The sequence below is a fragment of the Lysinibacillus fusiformis genome, from assembly GCF_016925635.1.
Lineage (GTDB): Bacteria > Bacillota > Bacilli > Bacillales_A > Planococcaceae > Lysinibacillus > Lysinibacillus fusiformis_F.
On the sequence record NZ_CP070490.1, the window covers coordinates 3,556,256 to 3,575,799 of the forward strand.

The 19,544-nt window shown below is 37.3% G+C and carries 19 protein-coding genes; 13 read left to right on the forward strand and 6 right to left on the reverse strand.

The genetic code is table 11. The features are described from left to right. Positions 1 to 235 precede the first annotated feature (235 nt). The gene (locus tag JTI58_RS17260; RefSeq protein WP_205442527.1) at positions 236 to 1,330 is read left to right on the forward strand and encodes a helix-turn-helix domain-containing protein; all 1,095 of its coding nucleotides are present in this window, start codon (positions 236 to 238) and stop codon (positions 1,328 to 1,330) included. A 76-nt stretch (positions 1,331 to 1,406) separates the two neighbouring features. After that, positions 1,407 to 2,903, forward strand: coding sequence for a carboxypeptidase M32 (locus JTI58_RS17265; protein ID WP_205442528.1), 1,497 nt, complete (start codon positions 1,407 to 1,409; stop codon positions 2,901 to 2,903). A gap of 47 nt (positions 2,904 to 2,950) precedes the next feature. On the opposite strand, the gene JTI58_RS17270 is transcribed toward JTI58_RS17265, so the two are convergent. The 4 genes from JTI58_RS17270 to JTI58_RS17280 form a co-directional block, all read right to left on the reverse strand. Then, positions 2,951 to 4,612, reverse strand: a complete 1,662-nt coding sequence (locus JTI58_RS17270; RefSeq protein ID WP_205442529.1) for a b(o/a)3-type cytochrome-c oxidase subunit 1 — start codon at positions 4,610 to 4,612, stop codon at positions 2,951 to 2,953. Next, positions 4,599 to 5,090, reverse strand: a complete 492-nt coding sequence (locus JTI58_RS17275; RefSeq protein ID WP_036118325.1) for a cupredoxin domain-containing protein — start codon at positions 5,088 to 5,090, stop codon at positions 4,599 to 4,601. The genes JTI58_RS17270 and JTI58_RS17275 overlap by 14 nt, the downstream gene beginning before the upstream one ends. 24 nt (positions 5,091 to 5,114) lie before the next feature. Next, the gene (locus JTI58_RS25085) at positions 5,115 to 5,237 is read right to left on the reverse strand and encodes a hypothetical protein (RefSeq protein ID WP_009370491.1); all 123 of its coding nucleotides are present in this window, start codon (positions 5,235 to 5,237) and stop codon (positions 5,115 to 5,117) included. A gap of 333 nt (positions 5,238 to 5,570) precedes the next feature. Beyond that, on the reverse strand, positions 5,571 to 6,029 hold the full coding sequence (locus JTI58_RS17280; RefSeq protein WP_205442530.1) for a chemotaxis protein CheX: 459 nt from the start codon (positions 6,027 to 6,029) through the stop codon (positions 5,571 to 5,573). Positions 6,030 to 6,521: 492 nt separating this feature from the next. Here JTI58_RS17280 and JTI58_RS17285 point away from each other — a divergent pair, with 492 nt between their 5' ends. The 11 genes from JTI58_RS17285 to JTI58_RS17335 all read left to right on the forward strand — a co-directional run bounded on the left by JTI58_RS17285 (position 6,522) and on the right by JTI58_RS17335 (position 18,524). Continuing rightward, a complete protein-coding gene (locus JTI58_RS17285) occupies positions 6,522 to 7,535 on the forward strand; it encodes an ABC transporter ATP-binding protein (protein ID WP_205442532.1) in 1,014 nt (337 codons plus the stop codon). Further along, positions 7,510 to 8,487: an ABC transporter ATP-binding protein gene (locus JTI58_RS17290; protein ID WP_205442533.1), complete on the forward strand. Its 978-nt coding sequence runs from the start codon at positions 7,510 to 7,512 to the stop codon at positions 8,485 to 8,487. The genes JTI58_RS17285 and JTI58_RS17290 overlap by 26 nt, the downstream gene beginning before the upstream one ends. Further along, positions 8,484 to 9,275 carry an IclR family transcriptional regulator gene (locus tag JTI58_RS17295; protein WP_205442534.1) on the forward strand — a complete coding sequence of 264 codons (792 nt, stop codon included), beginning with the start codon at positions 8,484 to 8,486 and terminating at the stop codon, positions 9,273 to 9,275. Before JTI58_RS17290 ends, JTI58_RS17295 begins: the two co-directional genes overlap by 4 nt. A 32-nt stretch (positions 9,276 to 9,307) precedes the next feature. Beyond that, positions 9,308 to 10,888, forward strand: a complete 1,581-nt coding sequence (locus JTI58_RS17300; RefSeq protein WP_205442535.1) for an ABC transporter substrate-binding protein — start codon at positions 9,308 to 9,310, stop codon at positions 10,886 to 10,888. Between the two features lie 67 nt (positions 10,889 to 10,955). Next, positions 10,956 to 11,888, forward strand: a complete 933-nt coding sequence (gene nikB / locus JTI58_RS17305; protein WP_004269337.1) for a nickel ABC transporter permease — start codon at positions 10,956 to 10,958, stop codon at positions 11,886 to 11,888. After that, the gene (locus JTI58_RS17310) at positions 11,888 to 12,790 is read left to right on the forward strand and encodes an ABC transporter permease (RefSeq protein ID WP_205442536.1); all 903 of its coding nucleotides are present in this window, start codon (positions 11,888 to 11,890) and stop codon (positions 12,788 to 12,790) included. The genes nikB and JTI58_RS17310 overlap by 1 nt, the downstream gene beginning before the upstream one ends. 191 nt (positions 12,791 to 12,981) lie before the next feature. Further along, positions 12,982 to 15,624, forward strand: a complete 2,643-nt coding sequence (locus tag JTI58_RS17315) for a M14 family metallopeptidase (RefSeq protein WP_243456096.1) — start codon at positions 12,982 to 12,984, stop codon at positions 15,622 to 15,624. A gap of 5 nt (positions 15,625 to 15,629) precedes the next feature. Continuing rightward, on the forward strand, positions 15,630 to 16,244 hold the full coding sequence (locus JTI58_RS17320) for a pyroglutamyl-peptidase I (RefSeq protein ID WP_205442539.1): 615 nt from the start codon (positions 15,630 to 15,632) through the stop codon (positions 16,242 to 16,244). Then, positions 16,228 to 16,923, forward strand: coding sequence for a 5-oxoprolinase subunit PxpB (gene pxpB / locus JTI58_RS17325; protein WP_205442541.1), 696 nt, complete (start codon positions 16,228 to 16,230; stop codon positions 16,921 to 16,923). The genes JTI58_RS17320 and pxpB overlap by 17 nt, the downstream gene beginning before the upstream one ends. A gap of 3 nt (positions 16,924 to 16,926) precedes the next feature. Beyond that, on the forward strand, positions 16,927 to 17,790 hold the full coding sequence (locus tag JTI58_RS17330) for a 5-oxoprolinase subunit C family protein (RefSeq protein WP_205442542.1): 864 nt from the start codon (positions 16,927 to 16,929) through the stop codon (positions 17,788 to 17,790). Next, on the forward strand, positions 17,790 to 18,524 hold the full coding sequence (locus tag JTI58_RS17335; RefSeq protein ID WP_412759234.1) for a 5-oxoprolinase subunit PxpA: 735 nt from the start codon (positions 17,790 to 17,792) through the stop codon (positions 18,522 to 18,524). Before JTI58_RS17330 ends, JTI58_RS17335 begins: the two co-directional genes overlap by 1 nt. A 32-nt stretch (positions 18,525 to 18,556) precedes the next feature. On the opposite strand, the gene JTI58_RS17340 is transcribed toward JTI58_RS17335, so the two are convergent. Both JTI58_RS17340 and JTI58_RS17345 read right to left on the reverse strand, forming a co-directional pair. Next, positions 18,557 to 18,877 (reverse strand): DUF4183 domain-containing protein, encoded by a 321-nt coding sequence (locus tag JTI58_RS17340; RefSeq protein WP_205442544.1) that lies wholly within the window; start codon positions 18,875 to 18,877, stop codon positions 18,557 to 18,559. Positions 18,878 to 18,901: 24 nt separating this feature from the next. Next, positions 18,902 to 19,324 (reverse strand): DUF4183 domain-containing protein, encoded by a 423-nt coding sequence (locus JTI58_RS17345; RefSeq protein ID WP_004269345.1) that lies wholly within the window; start codon positions 19,322 to 19,324, stop codon positions 18,902 to 18,904. Positions 19,325 to 19,544 lie beyond the last annotated feature (220 nt).

The following is a 19,544-nucleotide window of genomic DNA, read 5'->3' on the forward strand; positions in this document are numbered from 1 at the left end:
CAATGGATCGAAAGGATCCCCAACTTTCTTTCCATAAGACTTCATGATAGCTCAAAAAAATGTTTGATTGGAAACCGAACATGACTTGAAAGCTAGCGTAAATCCCCCATTTTTAGAGAAAGCTCTCAACTGTAGCAGGCGCAAAAGCTTGCTACAGTTTTTTTATTGCACCTTCACAACTTATATCATAAAAACAATTACCGATTCTACTATAATCAAAGTAGGAGGGATGTGGATGAACAGTATCGTACAGGAGATGATTGATTGGATTGAAAGTCACCTATTAGAGGGATTTTCATTAGAGCATTTAGGGAAGAATATGGGCTATTCTCCTTATTATTGTTCTTTTAAATTCCATCAGACGACCGGGATGACAATTAAAAAATATAGATCACTACGCAAAATCTATCTTGCATCTATTGCATTAAAGGACCCCCAAGAGAAAATAATCGACATCGCCTTCCGCTATGGCTTTTCATCACAGGAATCCTTTTCTAGAGCCTTTAAAAGGTACTTCGGTATAAGTCCGAATGATTACAGAAAGTCTCCTCAACCTTTACAAACCTTTGTAAAGTTGAAATTACAAGATGATGGAGGATGGTTTACAATGGATATTTCTCAGAAATTAAAAATTGAAGCGTTACAAGAGAAGATCAATGCGCAATACGATCGAGAGATCTTGAATGTATTAAATGGTCAAATGATGTATGAGGAGTTTGCCAAACAGCAATTAATGGGCAATAGTGATTACGTACCTTTCAATGAAGCGATGTGTGCGAATCCAACGACTAGTCCGATTTTCAGTGAAGAATTTAATAAACTTCGTGCTACAGGGCATCAGGTGGCATTACAAGAATATGAGCAAGTGACATTAAATCCGTTGAAGCCATTACTGACAAATGACTATCAATGTATCGTTTTATGGTTTGGTGATGATATGTTTTGTCAGATGAACTTACTGACAGTGCTGGCTTTCCTGGAGCAACAAAGGTATCAAGGCAAAATCTATTATTATATGGTCAAGGAAATGACCTATGATGTGGAGGAAACAGAGATAGAACTTGGACCTTATGGGGAGGTCTATCAAGAGGTGTTGATGCACCATCTTCTGCCCAAGACAACGCTTATACCTGTCATGTATCAGGGCATTCAATTATATTTCAACTATTTAAAGGAAGAGAATGAGATCACTACATATATAAAAAAACACCTCAATCTATCTCAAAATGACCTGTTAAAGCAATTGTTTTCCCTATTTCCACACTATGGATTAGGGGATATTCAATATATCAAAATAATAGAGAAGTTAAAGAGGGAATATTCCGAATAATTTACCTGGAAAGTCCACAATATACAAAATTTTCGAAAATATGATAAACTGATAACGTGAAAAGGAGGATGAATGCATGACTGTTCAACAATTTACAGACTATGTGAAGAAGATGCAACATTATGAGGAAGCACTCAATGTGATTTATTGGGATATGCGGACGGGTGCACCAAAAAAGGGGTTAGCGCAACGTTCTGAGGTAATTGGTACATTATCAGCCTCCTTATTTGATATGCAGACGAGTGAAGAACTAGGAGAGCTTTTAGCAGCATTAGAGGCACAAAAAGCTGATCTTGACTATGTAACACTGCGTTTAGTAGAAGAAGTAAGAAAGAATTACGATCAAAATAAAAAAATCCCGGCGAATGAATACAAACAATTCGTCATTCTTCAATCAAAGGCGGAAACGGCTTGGGAAGAAGCAAAGGCCAGCAATAATTTTGCCTTATTCCTACCTTATTTAGAGGAAATCATTCAATGGCAGAAAAAATTCATTCAATACTGGGGTATTAAAAATGGATCTCCATACAATACATTACTAGATTTATATGAGCCAGATATGACGACAGATGTCTTAGATCAAGTATTTGGTGATTTACGTGAATCCATTGTGACGCTTGTTCAAAAAATTGCTCATTCATCGAATAAACCAGACACTAGCATGTTATTTAAGCATTTCCCGCGTGAGGCACAGCGTGAATTATCGTTAGAATTGCTTGCTCAGCTTGGCTATGACTTCGATGCTGGGCGTTTGGATGAAAGTGTCCACCCATTCATGATTGGTTTAAACTATGGTGACGCTCGTATTACAACAAAATATGATGAAAATGATTTCCGTTCGGCTATTTTTGGCACGATTCATGAGTGTGGTCATGCGATGTATGAACAAAACATTGATGAAAAACTTGCAGGTCTGCCATTAGCTACGGGTACATCGATGGGGATTCATGAATCCCAATCATTATTTTATGAAAACTTTGTCGGCAGAAATGAAAAGTTCTGGGAGCATAACTATGAGCGCCTTCAACATTTCTCACCAGCACAATTTGGTGATGTTGCATTAGCCGATTTTTTACGTGCCATTAATATGGTCGAACCATCTTTCATTCGCATTGAAGCGGATGAATTAACGTATCCACTACATATCATGATTCGCTATGAAATTGAACGTGACCTGTTCAATGGTGATTTACAGGCGAAGGATCTGCCACAAGTGTGGAATGATAAATATGAGGAATATTTAGGTATTCGCCCTGAGACAGATGCACAAGGCGTGCTACAAGATATGCATTGGTCAGGTGGTATGTTTGGCTACTTCCCTTCTTATGCATTAGGAATGATTTATGCAGCGCAATGGAAGCATGCGATGGATAAGGATATCCCTCATTTTGACGAGTTACTGGAAAAAGGGGAGCTGCTACCAATTCGCGAATGGTTAACAGACAAGGTCCATCAATATGGGGCATTGAAAAAACCGTTCGAATTGTTAAAAGAAGCGACAGGGGAAGGCTTAAACGCTAAGTACCTAGCAAACTATTTACAAGAAAAATATACGAAACTATATCAATTATAATGTGAAAAAAGAGATTTCTCGGAAATGAGAAATCTCTTTTTTTATGCTTACCACAATTGATAGCCTTTGGAGCCGGCTGGTGAGTTTGAAATAATATCGATAATTGGTACTGTGTAAGCGAATAAAATTAAGGCTACTAAAATAACAAGCCAGATTTTAAAGTTTTCTAAAATAGCTGGTGTTGGACCGCTAAGCTCATGTACATCACCTACAGGGAATTCTTCTTCACCTTTAGGTGCGAACCAAGCTAATTTCACCACGATATACATGATCACTAGGATGGCGATAAAGAGAATTGTTCCACCCACAGCTTGTGCGATTTGATAAGGAATCCAATCATAAGCCTGCTGAGCGCCACCATATTCTGAGTAATCTGAGCGACGAGGAGCGCCGAACAGACCAGCAATATGCATCGCAGAAGACATAATCGTCATACCAGTAGCCCATAAGATACCAGCGAAATTACTAAGATTATTTAAAGACTTCGAAAGTGTACGACCTGTTAAATGTGGAATTAACCAGAATGCCGCACCGAAGTAAGTTAAAACAACAGCTGTTGCAATCGTTAAATGGAAATGTCCTGTAACCCAAATGGTATTATGAATTAATTGGTTCATTTGATAAGAGGCATTGACAATACCGCCTGCACCACCAGGAATAAATGACACCATACCGATAAATGGTACGAAGAAACGAGCATCCTTCCATGGCAATTTTTTAAACCAACCGAATAACCCTTTACCACCTAATTCACGACCACGTAACTCGAACATCGCAAACATCGAGAAGGCTGTCATCAGAGATGGCACGATTACAGCGAATGTTAATACAACTTGAATGAACTTCCATGTACCATCAATACCAGGCTCTGTTAACTGATGGTGAATCCCAACAGGAATAGAGAAGAGTAAGAACAGCATAAACGAAAGTCTTGCTAAAGAATCGGAGAAAATTTTCCCGCCAATTACTTTTGGAATAATTACATACCAAACCATATAGGCAGGTAATAACCAGAAGTATACGAGCGCATGACCAAAATACCAGAAAAGGGTACGCGATAATGCCACATCGACACGCTCAATTAAACCTAATGACCATGGTAACAATTGAATTAAAACAGAAGCTGCAACACCAAGCGTTGCCACGAACCACATTAAATTATTAACAACTACCATAAATGATAGTAATGGGCTGCGTTGTCCGCTCGCTTTATTTTCTTTGCGCCACTGGACATAACGTAAAATTTGACCTACGCCACCAACCCAAGAACCAACTACGACTAATGTAAGACCTAAATAGAAAATCCAATGTGCCTTTAATGGTGCATAGAATGTATAAAGAACAGTTGCTTTATTCAATAAAACCATCGTTGCGGCAGCAGCTGTACCGATAGTCATTAACCAGAAACCAATCCAGCCAAGTCTTCGTTGAGTATCAGTGAATGTACCTGATGTTCGACTTACACTTGCAATTTGGAAGCCATAAATAAAGAATGTAGTTAATATAAGACCGAGTAAGACACCATGAACTGTTAATACTTGATAATAACCAATCCCTGCTGGTAATGTAAATTGACCAGAACGTACAAAAACTTGTAATAAACCTGCAAGACCACCTAATAGCAATGCGATAAATGCCACGTAAATATGTGCCATTGCTAGCTTTGCATCTCGACGATCCACTTTTGTCATTGAATTAGTGTGACTCATTTGAATCCACCACCTTTAGCATAGAGTGCATCATCGTATGTCCTGTACCACAATACTCATTACATACGATTAAAAACTCGCCAACCTTATTGACTTCTGTCACATATTCCGAAATATAGCCAGGCTCAAGCATCATATTGATATTCGTACCTGCAACCTCAAAACCATGCATAACATCTTCGCTTGTCGCGATAAATTTTACCTTTGCACCAAGTGGAACCTCAATTTGTGGAGGATTATAATTGAATGCAGAAGCAACTACCACCACTTCGTAATCCCAATCCTTCCCTTCTACCTTATGGACACCTGGATTATCAAAAGGTGCTGTCTCTTTCACTTTCTCGTAATCTAGTGTTTTTTTACCATTGTTTGGATGGGAGCCTTGATGAAATGCCCCGATACCGAGAATGATCAGGAATGCAACTAAAGTGGCAACTCCAAACACAAGCCAGTATTTCTCATACTTATGTATGTGCATATGTTTCTGTCCCTTCTTCGTAGATTAAAACCGTCCAATGAACAAATCGAAGCAGTACACCCAAAGTAAAATGATGATAATACCTACTCCAAAAACTGCATAGAGTGAACCTTTTAAATTTTCATCTGACTTCTTTTTGTTTGCCATTTTTGCTCCTCCTACGCTTTTTATTGTTGTGTTTCTTATTGTCATCATATAAAAATCCACTACATTTTGATGTGAAAAAAATCACACTTCTAGGGGAAATGTGTGAAGAAAGTGTGAAAAATTGTGAAGAGAAAAAAACAAGCTATCTCAAAAGTCATTGAGATAGCTTGTTGACGTACTATATTTTGCTTAATTTTAATAAAAACAAAAGATTGGTAGGAAAGTGCATTCCTTTTTTGTCATTCTTTTTATGCGAATGACAAGTTTTTTACATGTGTGCTGTCTGCTTGAGCATACAATGTCTTATTTGGGGCCTTTATCAAATCTTGTTTTCTACTCTTCTTCCTCTATTGTTAATAGAACTGTTAGTGCACCAATGCTTGGGACCGAAACTGGGAGAGCAAATGCTTTTTCAAAACCGTATAATTTTGTAGTGCCCACCATCACCGTTGGCGGAGTGATATCAATTTCTAAGCTTTCTTGCCCAACAGCTGTACATAAATTTCCTGCAATCATATTACCGAATTCTCCTGTAAAGGATTCTAGCATTTCTCCCTCTAACGGCATACCGAACATTGTACTGCCAATCCCACTAAACACATCAGGAGAGGAATCAATGATGACGCGTCCCTTTAAATCTCCGATTAAGCCAATTAATACGCCCATTTGTTGCTGTTGAAAGGGTTCAGAAATAATACTAGGCGACTTTACTTCTATATCCATAGGAAGAATGGTTTTTAAAGCGTGGATTGTCCCGTTTAAAATAGTTTGAAAGTACTTCGAATTACTCATCATTACCGCATCCTTTTTCCGACTTTTCTACATCTTACCATGTAAAAAGGGTAAGATGAAAGTATGTCTTGACGAATTAACGTGAAATTTATAATATATTAATGAGAATGATTTTCAAATTCAATGCAAACATCTAAAAACTTAACGAAAAATAACTAAGAAGGAGCGGTTAGCAATGACATTCGTATTGATTGGAGCAGCTGTAGTGATCTATATTGGAGTTGGGAAATACGTCATGAAACAGGCGACTGCACATTTGAAATAAGAGATAATACTTGATAAACATTTTTAGGCATGGTCCGAATATTCGGGCCATGTTTTTTTGTATTTCTAGGAATGAAGATCGTGAATAAATGAGTTAAACGTTTTTTTGGAATAATTTAATTAAAATTAATTTTTATTTTTTTCTGAAAACTATTGAAATAACCCGGTTTTTTCTGTTAAGATTTTAAAAAATGGAATCGCGTTTCATATTTTGGAACGGAGGGGGAAATGAGTTTGAATATTTTAGAAGTAAGCGATTTGAAAATAGGTATTCAACAAAATAAAAAAGATATTGCTATTGTGAATGGAGTATCATTTCAACTTGAAAAAGGCAAAACTTTGGGGATTGTAGGGGAATCAGGTTGTGGAAAAAGCATGACATCACTTTCACTTATGGGATTGTTACCTACTGGGGTTAACTGGCAAGGTGGAGAAGTTTACATAGATCAAAAGCAAATTAATAAAAAGTCGAAGAAGGAATGGCGAAAGATTCGTGGGAAAAAAATTTCTATGATATTTCAGGAACCAATGAGTTCGCTCAATCCAGTGTATAAAGTCGGTTCGCAAATTATGGAAATGATTCATAGTCATGAAAAAATTTCAAGGAAAGAAGCTCATGAACGTGCCGTTGACATGCTTCGTCTCGTAGGTATTCCTCGTCCCGATAAAGTAGTGAATGAATATCCTCATCAATTATCAGGAGGAATGCGACAAAGGGTTATGATTGCCATGGCATTGGCTTGTGGACCAGAAATATTAATTGCAGACGAGCCTACTACAGCATTAGATGTGACAATTCAGGCTCAGATTTTAGATTTAATGAAAGACATACAAGAAAAACTAGATATGTCCATCATTTTAATTACCCATGATCTTGGTGTAGTAGCGGAAATATGTGAGAGAGTAATCGTGATGTATGCTGGTGAAATTGTTGAAGAGGCTACAGTGCTAGATTTGTTTAATCAGCCGCTTCATCCATATACCAAAGGGTTATTAAATTCATTGCCTGACATTGAATCAGAACAAGAGTACCTTCCATCAATTGAAGGGGTGGTGCCATCACCATCCGATATGCCTTCAGGTTGTAGATTTTTCGATCGATGCGAATTTGCAACAGATCAATGTAAAAAGAAGCCTGATCTATTTACAACGTCTAATGGTACCAAGGTAAGATGTTGGCTGTATGAAGAGAACGAAGTGGGAGGGGGAATTGTCAATGGGCAGTCCATTGTTAGAAGTTAAACACTTAAAGAAATATTTTTCAGTTAAAGGATCTCGTTCAGGGCATTTAAAAGCAGTAGATGATGTTTCATTTTTTGTAAATGAGGGTGAGGTTTTAGGAATTGTCGGAGAGTCAGGGTGCGGAAAGTCGACTATGGGTAAAACATTAATCCAACTTCTTACACCTACTGAAGGCGAAATTTTACTGAATGGAGAAAATATTGCCACTCTTAGCCCAAAAGAGGTACGTCAAAAACGTCGTGATATGCAAATCATCTTTCAAGATCCTTTTTCTTCCCTTAATCCTCGTATGAAGGTGTTTAAAATAATCGAAGAACCTTTGGTGAATTTTGGAATAGGTACAAAGGAAGAGAGAAAGCAACGTGTTTATGAAGTAGCCAAACAGGTTGGACTTACACAAAAGCAGTTAGAACGTTTTCCACATGAATTTTCAGGGGGTCAAAGACAACGAATTGGAATTGCTAGAGCATTAGTGTCCAATCCAAAATTGATTGTTGCAGATGAACCAGTATCTGCTCTTGATGTTTCGATTCAATCTCAAGTATTAAATATTATGAAAGATTTAAAAAAGGAAATGAACCTGACCTACATTTTCATATCTCATGATTTAAGTGTAGTGCATCACTTTTGTGACCGCATAGGGGTAATGTACTTAGGTAAGTTAGTGGAAATGGCAGATAAACACGAATTATTTAATAATCCTAAACATCCATATACAAAAGCTTTACTATCAGCATTACCAAAATCTCATCCTTCAAAAGTAAAGGAGCGTATTGTGCTAAGTGGAGATGTTCCCAACCCTGCTAATCCACCATCGGGCTGCACATTCCATACACGATGCCCAAACTGCATGGAAATATGTAAGGTGACACCTCCAAAATTAAAAAAAATTGGCGATAAGCATGAAGTTTCCTGTTTACTTTATGAAGAGCAAATGGAGCGATTAACATGAGCAAAACATTGGAAAAAGGTATTAATATTTTAACGTTATTTACTGAAGAGAAACCTTCTTGGCGGTTAGACGAGCTAGCAATCGAAACAGATATTCCTAAACCGACTTTACATAGGTTTTTAAAAACATTTACAGATTTAGGCGTATTAAAACGTCCTTATATTCAAAGTGGTGGACAGTTAGTATTGAGTGATCATTATCTACTTGGGAATAAACTCATTGAATTAGGTGCAATTGCAGCAAATTCAATTGAAATTCGCTCTTTGGCTATACCGTATATGAAGATGTTGCAACAGAAGTTTGACTTGGCTGTTCAACTAAGCGTACTGGATGAAACAGATGGTCTTTATATTGAAAAAATTGAAAGTTTAAAACCGGTTTTACTTTATACACGGGTGGGAAGAAGAGCACCACTTTATGCAGGCGCTTGTTCAAGGGTACTTTTATCCTTTCAATCAGAGGAGAAAATTAATGAGGTACTTCAAAAACCTCGTAAAAAATATGCTAGTGGAACACCTGTTACTGATGAAGAGATATTTGAACTCATTGAATTTGGGAAAAAAAATGGCTATGCCTACAGCGTATCAGAATTGGAAGAAGGCACTGTATCAATAGCAGTACCGATTTTCAATAGCGAACGCAAAGTAGAATACTCGATTAGTATAGCGGGCATAGAGACGCTAATACCAAAAGAAAAAATAAATGCATTTTTAGAAGGTCTGTGGGAAACGGCAGCTTCAATATCTGCTGAACTAGGTTATTCGATGCCATATCCATATGGCGTATAGATAGCACAAATACAAAAGGGGATGAACAATGTATGAAGAAACAAAAATGGATTGCGCTATTACTTGTTTGTATAATGATTGTTTTAACAGCATGTAGTGGTGGCACATCATCAAAAAACGAAAGTAAAAATGGTAGCAAATCATCTGGTGAAAACCCAGCAGCAACACGTGGAAATGAATTAGTTATTCGTGTGGCTGGAGATCCACAAAACTGGGACCCAATTGATACGTTTTTACTTGCTTGGAGTACAGTAGCAACATCGGTATTTGAAGGATTAGTAAGTCGTTCTCTAGATTTAGAAATTCAACCAGGGTTAGCGGAATCTTGGGAATATATAGATGATAAAACGATTGTGTTTAAACTACGACAAGGTGTTACCTTCCATAATGGCGAACCGTTTAATGCGGAAGCAGTTAAATTTACATTTGATCGTTTACTAGGAGAAGAAGGTCAAAAAGGTCCGCAATATTCAAACTATACGTCAATTGATAATGTTGAAGTAACAGGTGACTATGAAGTTACTATGCACTTAAATGCCATTGACCCAGTTTTACTGACTAAGCTTTCAGGATATGGTGCTGTCATCGTACCACCTAAATATATCCAAGAACAGGGTGCAGAGAATTTTGACATGAAGCCTGTTGGTACTGGTCCATTTAAAATGACTGATTATCAACGTGATAAACAAGTAGTTATTGAGCGATACGATGATTATTGGAATAAAGACGCTATTAAACTAGATAAAGTAACATTTAAAGTGATTCCAGAAACAGCGACGGCACTGGCAGAATTACAAACAGGAAATATTGATATTATGACACGTTTAGAAGTTTCGCAAGCGGCAACAGCAGAAGGAACTGATTTCATTGAATTAAAGGATGTGTCCACTCCTACAGCGTATTCAATTCGCTTTGATACAGCACAAAAGCCAGTTGATGATGTACGTGTTCGTCAAGCTATTAACTATGCCATTGATAAGGAAACAATAGTGAAGGAAATTTTAGGTGGCTATGGTAACCTCATTAGTTCTTTCCAAAGTAATCTATCTTTTGGCTATAACAAAGATTTAGAGCCATATCCATATGATCCAGAAAAAGCAAAAAAATTACTTGCGGAAGCTAAGGTTCCCGAAGGTACTACACTTGAATTCTTTATTCCAGGTACCGATGGGACATTTAAAGAAATTGCCCAAGCAGTAGCGTTTTATTTAGAAGAAGTGGGATTAAAAGTTTCAATTAATAGTGTGGAAAATACTACATTCCAATCAGAGTTAATACCACAAGGAAAAGCTGGCCAAATGTATAAAAATGGCTGGGGTGGTTGGACTTTAGATTTTGATAATACAGCTTATTTAATGTATCACGAAGGGGAATTCTGGAATCCATCCTATAAAAATGAAAAAGTAGAACAATTATTAGCGGCAGAGCGAGCAACGATTAATAATGAGGAGCGTCAAAAAATCTTTAAAGAGCTGACAGAAGTGTTATACGAAGATGCTGCAGAAGTTAATTTATATTCTGAGGTTGAAATATACGCAGTGAATAAACGAATAAAAGATTTCCAACCACCTCATGATGGCCGTTTTAGATTTGAAGGTGTCACTGTCGAGTAAGTAAAAAATTATGAGATAGTATGCTTGTCATACTATCTCTTTCATTTCAAATTAGGAGGATGGAGTTATGCTTTCCTATATACTACGACGATTATCGCATACCGTGTTGGTGATAATTGCTGTCTCATTAATTATATTTTTCGCCATTCGTTTAACGGGTGATCCTGTAAGCATCATGTTCGGTGCAGGGGAACCATCACAACAAGCGGTAGAGGAACTGACAGCAAAGTTAGGTTTAGATAGACCTGTTTGGGAGCAATATATCATATTCATGAAAGATTTAGTAACGCTTGATTTTGGCACATCGTATCGTTCGAATAGTCCAGTTTTGGAAATGTTGTTAGAACGAGCATGGCCAACACTCGCACTTGCTTTAGGGGGGATGACTGTAGCATTGTTAATCGCTATTCCTATCGGTATCCTTTCGGCAGTTTATAAAGGCAAGTCTATTGATATTTTTGGGCGTATTTTTTCTTTATTAGGTATCTCTTTTCCTAATTTTTGGTTAGCGTTTATGCTAATCTTGATCTTTGCTGTTCAGTTAAAATGGTTACCCGTATCGGGCTTTGAGGGGTTTAGCTCATTGATCCTTCCATCCATTGCATTGGGTCTGATTTTATCTGGTATTTTAGTTCGATTAATTCGTACCTCTATGCTTGAGGTACTTAAGATGCAATATGTGACAACTGCTCGAGCAAAAGGAATTCGAGAATGGCTTGTCATTATTCGACACGCCTTTCGAAATGCCTTATTGCCAACTGTGACGTTTGTTGGGTTACAGTTTGGTGGACTCCTAGGAGGGGCTGTTATTGTAGAGCAAGTATTTTCTTGGCCAGGAATCGGAAGATTAATTGTTGATTCTATTAATCAACGAGATTATCCGGTTGTACAGGGTGGAGTAATTCTCTTAGCTCTTATCATGATTGTCGTAAATCTAATTGTGGATTTATGTTATTCATTAATTAACCCAAAAATACGCACTGGAAGAGGTGACAATTAATGACACAGATAATGGAAGCAGAAACAGTCGAAATAAAAAAGGTTAGCAGAATAATAAGTGTTTTAAAGTTTATTAAAAATAATCCAACTGGGATCATCGGTCTATTATTAGTTGTCACGACTATTCTTTGTGCGATATTTGCCCCATATATTGCGCCATATGATCCAGGAGCAGCTAGCTTAGGACATCGTTTAGATTTGCCCAAATGGTTAGACGATACTGGTAAGTCTCAATATTTACTTGGGGGAGACCAAGTTGGACGAGATTTGCTCAGTAGGATTATATACGGTGCTCGTATTTCACTATTGGTTGGTATTTGTGGTGTGCTCATTTCGTTAGTCCTTGGAACGTTTCTAGGCATTGTGTCAGGGTATTTTGGAAAATGGATGGACGATTTAATTATGAGGTTAGCTGAAGTTCAATTGGGTCTGCCATTTATTTTACTAGCAATTGTCATTATGAGTGTATTTGGAACAGGGATTGAAAAAATCATCATTATTCTTGGGCTTACATATTGGGTTAGTTTTGCAAGACTAATTCGAGGGGAGATTTTAGCTCTAAAGGAACAAGAATATATCCAGGCTGCAAAGGCAATCGGAGGAACACATTTTAAAATTATCCTTAAGCACATATTACCAAATGTTGCTTCTTCGATTTTAGTGTTAGCAACAATGTGTATCGCAGAGTTTATCTTATTAGAGGCTTCACTAACATTTTTAGGGTTAGGTGTTGAACCGACAATACCATCGTGGGGCGGCATGTTGGCAGATAGTCGGAATTATATGACGTCAGCTTGGTGGATTTCTGTATTTCCAGGTATTGCAATTATGTTAACTGTACTAGGCTTTAATTTACTAGGAGATTGGTTACGAGATCGCTTAGATCCAAATATGAAAGTTTAGGTGATACTGTGAACTCTAAAATATTTTCAATTTTATTTCATAAGAATGAAACGATAAAAAAGCCCTCTTTATTTATAAACTTACCTACAAATCTTGCTCCCATAGGATTAATTGATTTTTGTGCGAGGTTAGGCTTAGAGTCAAATGAAATAGATTTTGATTTATTTCAAGCGTCAAAACAGCAGTACTCAATGGAATTTTTACAACATAGTAGTACATTTATTTCACAGAATGGGTCCAACTTTACAGTCTATTATGAGACTGAGTCTTCGCTGTCAACGTTGTTAAGTACGATAGCAAGTGAAGGAATGGCCGAAACGTATACAGACATTCCATCATCTTATTATGAAAGTTTAAGTCACCTTTGGTCAGCCTATGGAACTGGTGAGAAGGACGAGGCACATCCACAACAGCATTTAAGTGTGAAAATTAATTTACAACAAGAAATAAAGTCCAATGCCATTATAAAAGAAGTTTGCTATCTTGCATTACGTTTAGGATTGTATGCTACCTCTGTTTCTTTACCAGTTATCACAAAAGATCATCGACATTTTTCAATTGACATCAAGCAAGGAACTGCAAATTTAATGGAGCTAAGTTCTAGAAACGTTATTCAAGTTTGTGGTACAAAAGATAGCTTACCGACTGTTCTACATTCAATAGCAAAAGAAAAGCATGTGTCTGAAGGTGGCTTATTTGGTGTTTGGGAGCTAAATGAAAAACAAGTGAATGTAGCGGATTTATTGTATGAAACAACATGGGAAGATGAATCGGAAGCGTCATATATTATAAATGCTTTGCAAGATGAACCAAATAAAATGCTTGATGCTGAAATCTATCTTACAGCTTCTAAAAAAAATCGAGATGAATATTGTTTAGAATTGTATAAGAAATTTTCAAATTTAAAGACAATTACAGTTCGCTCTGCATTTAAAACAGGGTTATACTGGATATTAGAGGAAGTACTTCCATCTGTTTCAGGCCATTTTGAACAAGTAAAAATAGTATGTAAAGATGGGATTAGTGAAAACGGTTTAGAACAACATAATCGCTGGATTATGGAGCTTTATCCAGTGGATGAATTGATTGAAAGGCAATATGGTGTACCGAAAGAACATGTACAATTTGAGCTTTCAAGCACACAGCAGCACATTTATAGTGTCTATGTTGATGATGTATTAATTGCTGAACTAAATCCGTTAATTAGTGAATTGGATTATGTTGACGGTCAGAAAAAAGTCTATCCAACTACAGCTGGGTATAGATTATTTGAAAGTGGGAAACTGGTTCAAGAAAATGCAATATTGTCAGATCGTGAGCGTTTCTATAAAACGTATATCAATGAGTTTCTTCCTCAGATAGTGGGAAAATTAAATATTGATGTAACGAATCGCGATCAAGGACAATTGTTTCCTTTATTTGATCGAATCGAAATTGACTTTACTTCATCTGGAATTGAAGAAGAATTAAATGTTAAGCAAGAGGCAAACTCATCCTTCGAAGCGTTATACGAAGATCTATATTTTAACACGCTAGATTATTTTAATGAGCTCGGTCGCCGATTAGTTAATCAACCTTATAAAGCTCCTGGTGGCATTATTCCCTCTATTCATATAGAGGAAAATATTTATAAGCCTATTAAAAGTGTAATACGGGCATACCAATGGCATGAAAAACCCAATCTAGTTCCAGTTACAAAAAGAATTTTATTTAATCCAGAAGGGCAATTTGAAACGGTAGAAATGTATTTAGGTGATTATCTCAAAGTAATGAAAGTGAATGATTATTTAAAATACAAAATTAAAAATGTTTATCAATTATCAACCCGGTATCAAAATTATTCTGAGGTCAAACTGAATTATGGGGATATATCTTACAAAGGGAATGTCATTCCATTTTTTGAAGTGACTGAGCCTATTACTAGTGACTTTTATTCAGGACTTAAAAAATCGAATGAAAAGCATACGATTGTCTTTGAAGCTGGCCATCATCCAAATGAAGTATCTAGTACACCTGCTATATTAGAGCTAATGGAAGATATTATTTGTCACCATCCTGAAATCTTGAAAAAGATTAATATAATCATTATTCCGTTATCAAATCCAGATGGTTATGAAATAATGGAGAGCTTGACAAAAGAACATCCAAAATGGAAACATCATGCTGCAAGATTTAATGCAGTAGGTTTAGAGTTTGCCCATGTCAAATTTCAAGAAAGCGTATTTGGCGAGGCAAATGTTTTACCACTCATCTTAAAAAAATGGGCACCTGATATAGTAATTGATGATCATGGAATTCCTGCTCGTGAATGGGTTCAACCATTCGCAGGATATGCATGTCCACCTATTTTCCCTGTTTCTTACACGCTTCCGAGTGCCAAGATTTATGGAATTGGTCGTTACGCGGATTATGATACGAGGGAAGTCCAGGCTAAAAATCTAGAACTAGTAGCTGAAAAAGTGAATATGTTTTTTGAGGGCTCAACATTTGCCCAAGAAAATGCTTATTGGCGTGAACGCTACTATAAATATGGCACAAAATGGGATCCGCAAAAGTACCCAATTGAGGAAATGGGGAATATTAATTTTTATCGGAGTATGGAAGTTACGCCAACTTACTCATCTGTTAGTATATTACGCTACCCGCAGTGGGTGGCTCTAGATATCATTTCTGAAGTGTCCGATGAAATTGTTTATGATGAAGAATTAATTTCTTGTATTGAAGCACATAAATTATTTAATCAAGCTATTATTGAAGCTACAATTTCTACTAAAGTAAATAAAATTAATCAATCTGGACGCTATATTAAAAAACGTCCGATAGAAATCAGGTGACAAATATGACAAAAATTTTATTAACAGGGTTCGAACCATTTCTTGATTATAAAATAAATCCAACGATGCAAATTGTGGAAGCATTAAAGGGAAAGAAGATAGATGGCTATGATATTGTCGGACGAATTCTATCTGTAGATTTTCAGCAATCAGCGGAGCAATTAAAACAACATATAGAAGAAGTGAAACCACAAATCATCATTTCATTAGGGTTAGCAGGAGGTCGTTTTAAAGTAACACCGGAGCGCATTGCCATTAATGTAAAAGATGGAGAGCCTGATAATAATGGCTACACACCAGTTGATGAGCGTATCCATGAGGAGGGGGCAGATGCTTATCTAACAAACTTACCGATTCGCAGTATGGTGAATCGTTTGCAGGCAGAAGGATATCCAGCCGAAATCTCCAATACAGCGGGTACATACTTATGTAATAACATTATGTATGAGGGGCTTGCTTATGCACAGCTACATGAAGGGGTTCGTGCTGGCTTTATTCATATTCCAGCATCATTTGAGCTAGCAATCCAACATGGCAAAATTCCCGGCTGGAATATCGGAGATTTAATAGCTGCGGTAACGCTTTGTATTGAGGAGACGGTACGTGCAACCAATCATTGATTTTCCTCATTCGATGTGGATTAGTCAAAATACTATTCGTTTTGCATTCAAGGAGGAAATCTCCCACTCAAATTTTTACGCGGTCCAAACGTTTAATCGATTTCTGAAACAGCAGCTACGGCATAACCTAGTCGAAAGTGTTGCAAGCTACCATACAGTAACAGCTTATATTAAACAAAAAATAGATGTTGAACGTTTAGGCATGCAGTGGCTTGAGATGCAAGCCTCCACAACAATTGATAAAGGAACGAATCGTCTTTTAAAAATACCTGTCTGCTATGATGAGGAATTTGCCTTAGATCGCAAGCGTGTAATGGATTACACAGGGCTATCTTTTGAGGACATTAAAACACTGCATGTGTCCAAAAGCTATTATGTTTATTTAATCGGCTTTTTACCAGGTTTCCCTTACTTAGGTGAGCTTGATCCTAAGTTGTTTGTGCCACGCTTACAGAAACCAAGGGCATCTGTATCAGCGAGTTCAGTTGGGATTGGGGGTGGACAAACGGGAATCTATCCTGTTGATTCACCTGGAGGCTGGAATATTATAGGGAAAACACCGTTTGATTTATTTGATGTTCATGGTAAAGAGCCATTTTTATTTGAACTTGGTGATGAAGTTCAGTTTTATGAAATAACCAAACAGCAATTTTGGGAAATGAAAAGCAAAGGAGTGTAGCGTTTGAAGCCACTTCTGCTCGTAACAAAACAAGGGGTTTTTGGAAGCTTACAAGATAAAGGAAGGTTCGGCTATCGGGCATTTGGTATTCCGTTATCTGGACCAATGGATCACCGATCGTTTAATGCAGCTCAAAGAATCTTACATCACCATCATGATGAAACGTCTTTTGAAATGTTTGTAGGTGGTTTTGAATTTGAGGCACTGGCTGATTGTGTTTATGTATTAACAGGAGGACATGGTACATGCTTGGTTAATCAAGTACCAATCGAAATGTGGAAAACATTCCATTTAACGAGGGGAGATAGATTATCTATCAAGAGTGTCCATCAAGGCTCTATTGTTTACTTAACTCCATTAGGAGGTTTTCGTACAAACGATGAGCTTGGTAGCCAATCCTACCTTCCGCTTGGGAATTTGGGAACATGCATTACAAAAGGAAGTATTTTATATGGGCAAGTATCACCATCTCTAAAAAATAATAGAGGGCTATATGCACCCTATCGTCCGCGTTTTGACAGTTCCATAACGGCTCGACTGTTTAAAGGACCTCATTTTCATTTATTTACAGAAAAAAGTCAGCAACAATTTTTACAAAATCCTTTTCAATTTATCGGCGGCAATCGTATGGGCTACTACATCAAAGGACCTGCCTTACAACTTCAGGAAATGAAGGATATTCTGTCAGAAGCTACACAGTTCGGAACAATCCAAGTGCCGCAAAGTGGTGATCCCATTATCCTAATGGCTGATGCTCAAACAGTAGGAGGCTATCCTATTATTGCAACAGTTCATGAAGAAGATTTACATAAAGTAGCGCAAATGCGTATGTTTAACACAATTCACTTTGTACTGGAGGAAACATGATGTCAATTGATATCAATTGTGATCTAGGTGAAAGCCACGATGCTTTTATCACGGGTAAGGATGAAGAACTATTAGACTATGTAACGTCCATCAACATTGCATGCGGCTATCATGCGGGACATCATTCAATCATGCATCAAATTGTACGTAGCGCCATTCGTAAAAACGTTCACATTGGTGCGCATCCAGGCTATCCAGATCGAGAGGGGTTTGGTCGCCGTAACATGGAATGTAGCCCAGGTGAAATTTACGATATGATGGTTTATCAAATTGGTGCCTTACAAGCATTTGTGCAGATTGAAAATGGTACGCTTCATCATGTTAAACCACATGGCGCACTTTATAATCAATGCGCGAACGACCGTGAAAAAGCGTTGGCTGTAGTCCATGCAGTGTATGATTTTAATCCACAGCTTATTTTATATGCCTTATCTGGTAGCCTCATCGTAGAGATTGCTAGAGACAAAGGGCTTCAAGTATATGAGGAGGTTTTTTCGGATCGACGCTATAACAATGACGGCACTTTAGTGAACAGACAGGAACCAAATGCCTTAATACAATCGGAAGAAGAAATGCTAGTGCATGTAAAAGGTATTTTGACTGCTAATGAAGTGTTGTCGGTCGAGTCCAAAAAAATTAAAGTTGCAGTCCAAACCTTATGTATTCACGGAGATGGCCCACATGCGATAGATTACGCAAAAAAAATTGCAGGTCTCAGAAAGCAATTACAATAAAATGGATGCCCTAAACAAGGCATCCATTTTATTTAGATTATTGTCACTAGCTCCACAGCTTCGAGCACAATTGGCGTACCAGCAGAAAGTGTACCTGTGACAGTATTAAACGTTATTTCAGTTGTAGAAACTGTATAGGCACCACCCTCCTGTAGAACACCATTGATATATAAGTTATAGTAACCATTTGCGACTTCTGGGAATACTGTTGCTGCTGTACCGCTATCATTTAAAAACGTTGTTGCAGCGACTGTTGTGCCATCTGCAATGGCAAGGGGTGCAGCTAAGACGTTAAAAAATCTTGTAGAAGTACCTGTTACATTGACGTGAATATTAATAATGGAAAGTGCCACCCGATTCACCTCCTTTCATTTCCTTTATTTTGTTGTAAAGCCTAGCGATTCAATAATGATGGGTGTTCCTCTATACAATGTGGCATTATAGGGTACGATTGTCAGGGAGGCTGGGGTTACCGTATAAATACCGCCTTCCTGCATCACTGCATTAATATAAAGGTTAACGTAACCATTGGGTGAAAAAATTGTAAACTCAGTAACAGCATTTGCTTCATCATTCCAAAAGAGATCGGCTGGAAGAGTTGCCCCATTCGATAGATCAAGATCAGCTGTAACGATATAAAAATATCGGTGGATTGTTGGTATAATCATACCTTCAGGGACTACTTCAGGAGGATTAATGGGTATTCCGTTTGTTGCTTTTATACGGGGCCAGATAAATCGCTCCTCACAGTTACATGAACAATATTTTTCAATGATTTGATGAGACTTAGGATTTATCATATGGCATCACACTCCCTTCATAAAAAATAACTTTGCCCCGAATATGCTTACTATAAAATATGAGGAAAAAATAAAAAGAACTAGTTGACCATCTATCATTTAGCATAGATTTTTTGTATAAACATGTTTTTCTAAGGATGGAAACGTTGGCATATATGCTTTAAATTAGTGTTATACTTTGCTAGTTGAATAAGGTAGAATACTAATTATGAATAATTAA

Excerpts from the sequence above, each read along its gene's own strand:
- JTI58_RS17290 (WP_205442533.1), top strand. The coding sequence starts at position 7,510 with ATGGGCAGTCCATTGTTAGAAGTTAAACACTTAAAGAAATATTTTTCA.
- nikB (WP_004269337.1), top strand. The coding sequence starts at position 10,956 with ATGCTTTCCTATATACTACGACGATTATCGCATACCGTGTTGGTGATA.
- JTI58_RS17335 (WP_412759234.1), top strand. The coding sequence starts at position 17,790 with ATGTCAATTGATATCAATTGTGATCTAGGTGAAAGCCACGATGCTTTT.
- JTI58_RS17310 (WP_205442536.1), top strand. The coding sequence starts at position 11,888 with ATGACACAGATAATGGAAGCAGAAACAGTCGAAATAAAAAAGGTTAGC.
- JTI58_RS17260 (WP_205442527.1), top strand. The coding sequence starts at position 236 with ATGAACAGTATCGTACAGGAGATGATTGATTGGATTGAAAGTCACCTA.
- JTI58_RS17345 (WP_004269345.1), bottom strand. The coding sequence starts at position 19,324 with ATGATAAATCCTAAGTCTCATCAAATCATTGAAAAATATTGTTCATGT.
- JTI58_RS17295 (WP_205442534.1), top strand. The coding sequence starts at position 8,484 with ATGAGCAAAACATTGGAAAAAGGTATTAATATTTTAACGTTATTTACT.
- JTI58_RS17270 (WP_205442529.1), bottom strand. The coding sequence starts at position 4,612 with ATGAGTCACACTAATTCAATGACAAAAGTGGATCGTCGAGATGCAAAG.
- JTI58_RS17315 (WP_243456096.1), top strand. The coding sequence starts at position 12,982 with ATGGAATTTTTACAACATAGTAGTACATTTATTTCACAGAATGGGTCC.
- JTI58_RS17280 (WP_205442530.1), bottom strand. The coding sequence starts at position 6,029 with ATGAGTAATTCGAAGTACTTTCAAACTATTTTAAACGGGACAATCCAC.
- JTI58_RS17300 (WP_205442535.1), top strand. The coding sequence starts at position 9,308 with ATGAAGAAACAAAAATGGATTGCGCTATTACTTGTTTGTATAATGATT.
- JTI58_RS25085 (WP_009370491.1), bottom strand. The coding sequence starts at position 5,237 with ATGGCAAACAAAAAGAAGTCAGATGAAAATTTAAAAGGTTCACTCTAT.
- JTI58_RS17265 (WP_205442528.1), top strand. The coding sequence starts at position 1,407 with ATGACTGTTCAACAATTTACAGACTATGTGAAGAAGATGCAACATTAT.
- JTI58_RS17285 (WP_205442532.1), top strand. The coding sequence starts at position 6,522 with ATGAGTTTGAATATTTTAGAAGTAAGCGATTTGAAAATAGGTATTCAA.
- JTI58_RS17320 (WP_205442539.1), top strand. The coding sequence starts at position 15,630 with ATGACAAAAATTTTATTAACAGGGTTCGAACCATTTCTTGATTATAAA.
- JTI58_RS17275 (WP_036118325.1), bottom strand. The coding sequence starts at position 5,090 with ATGCACATACATAAGTATGAGAAATACTGGCTTGTGTTTGGAGTTGCC.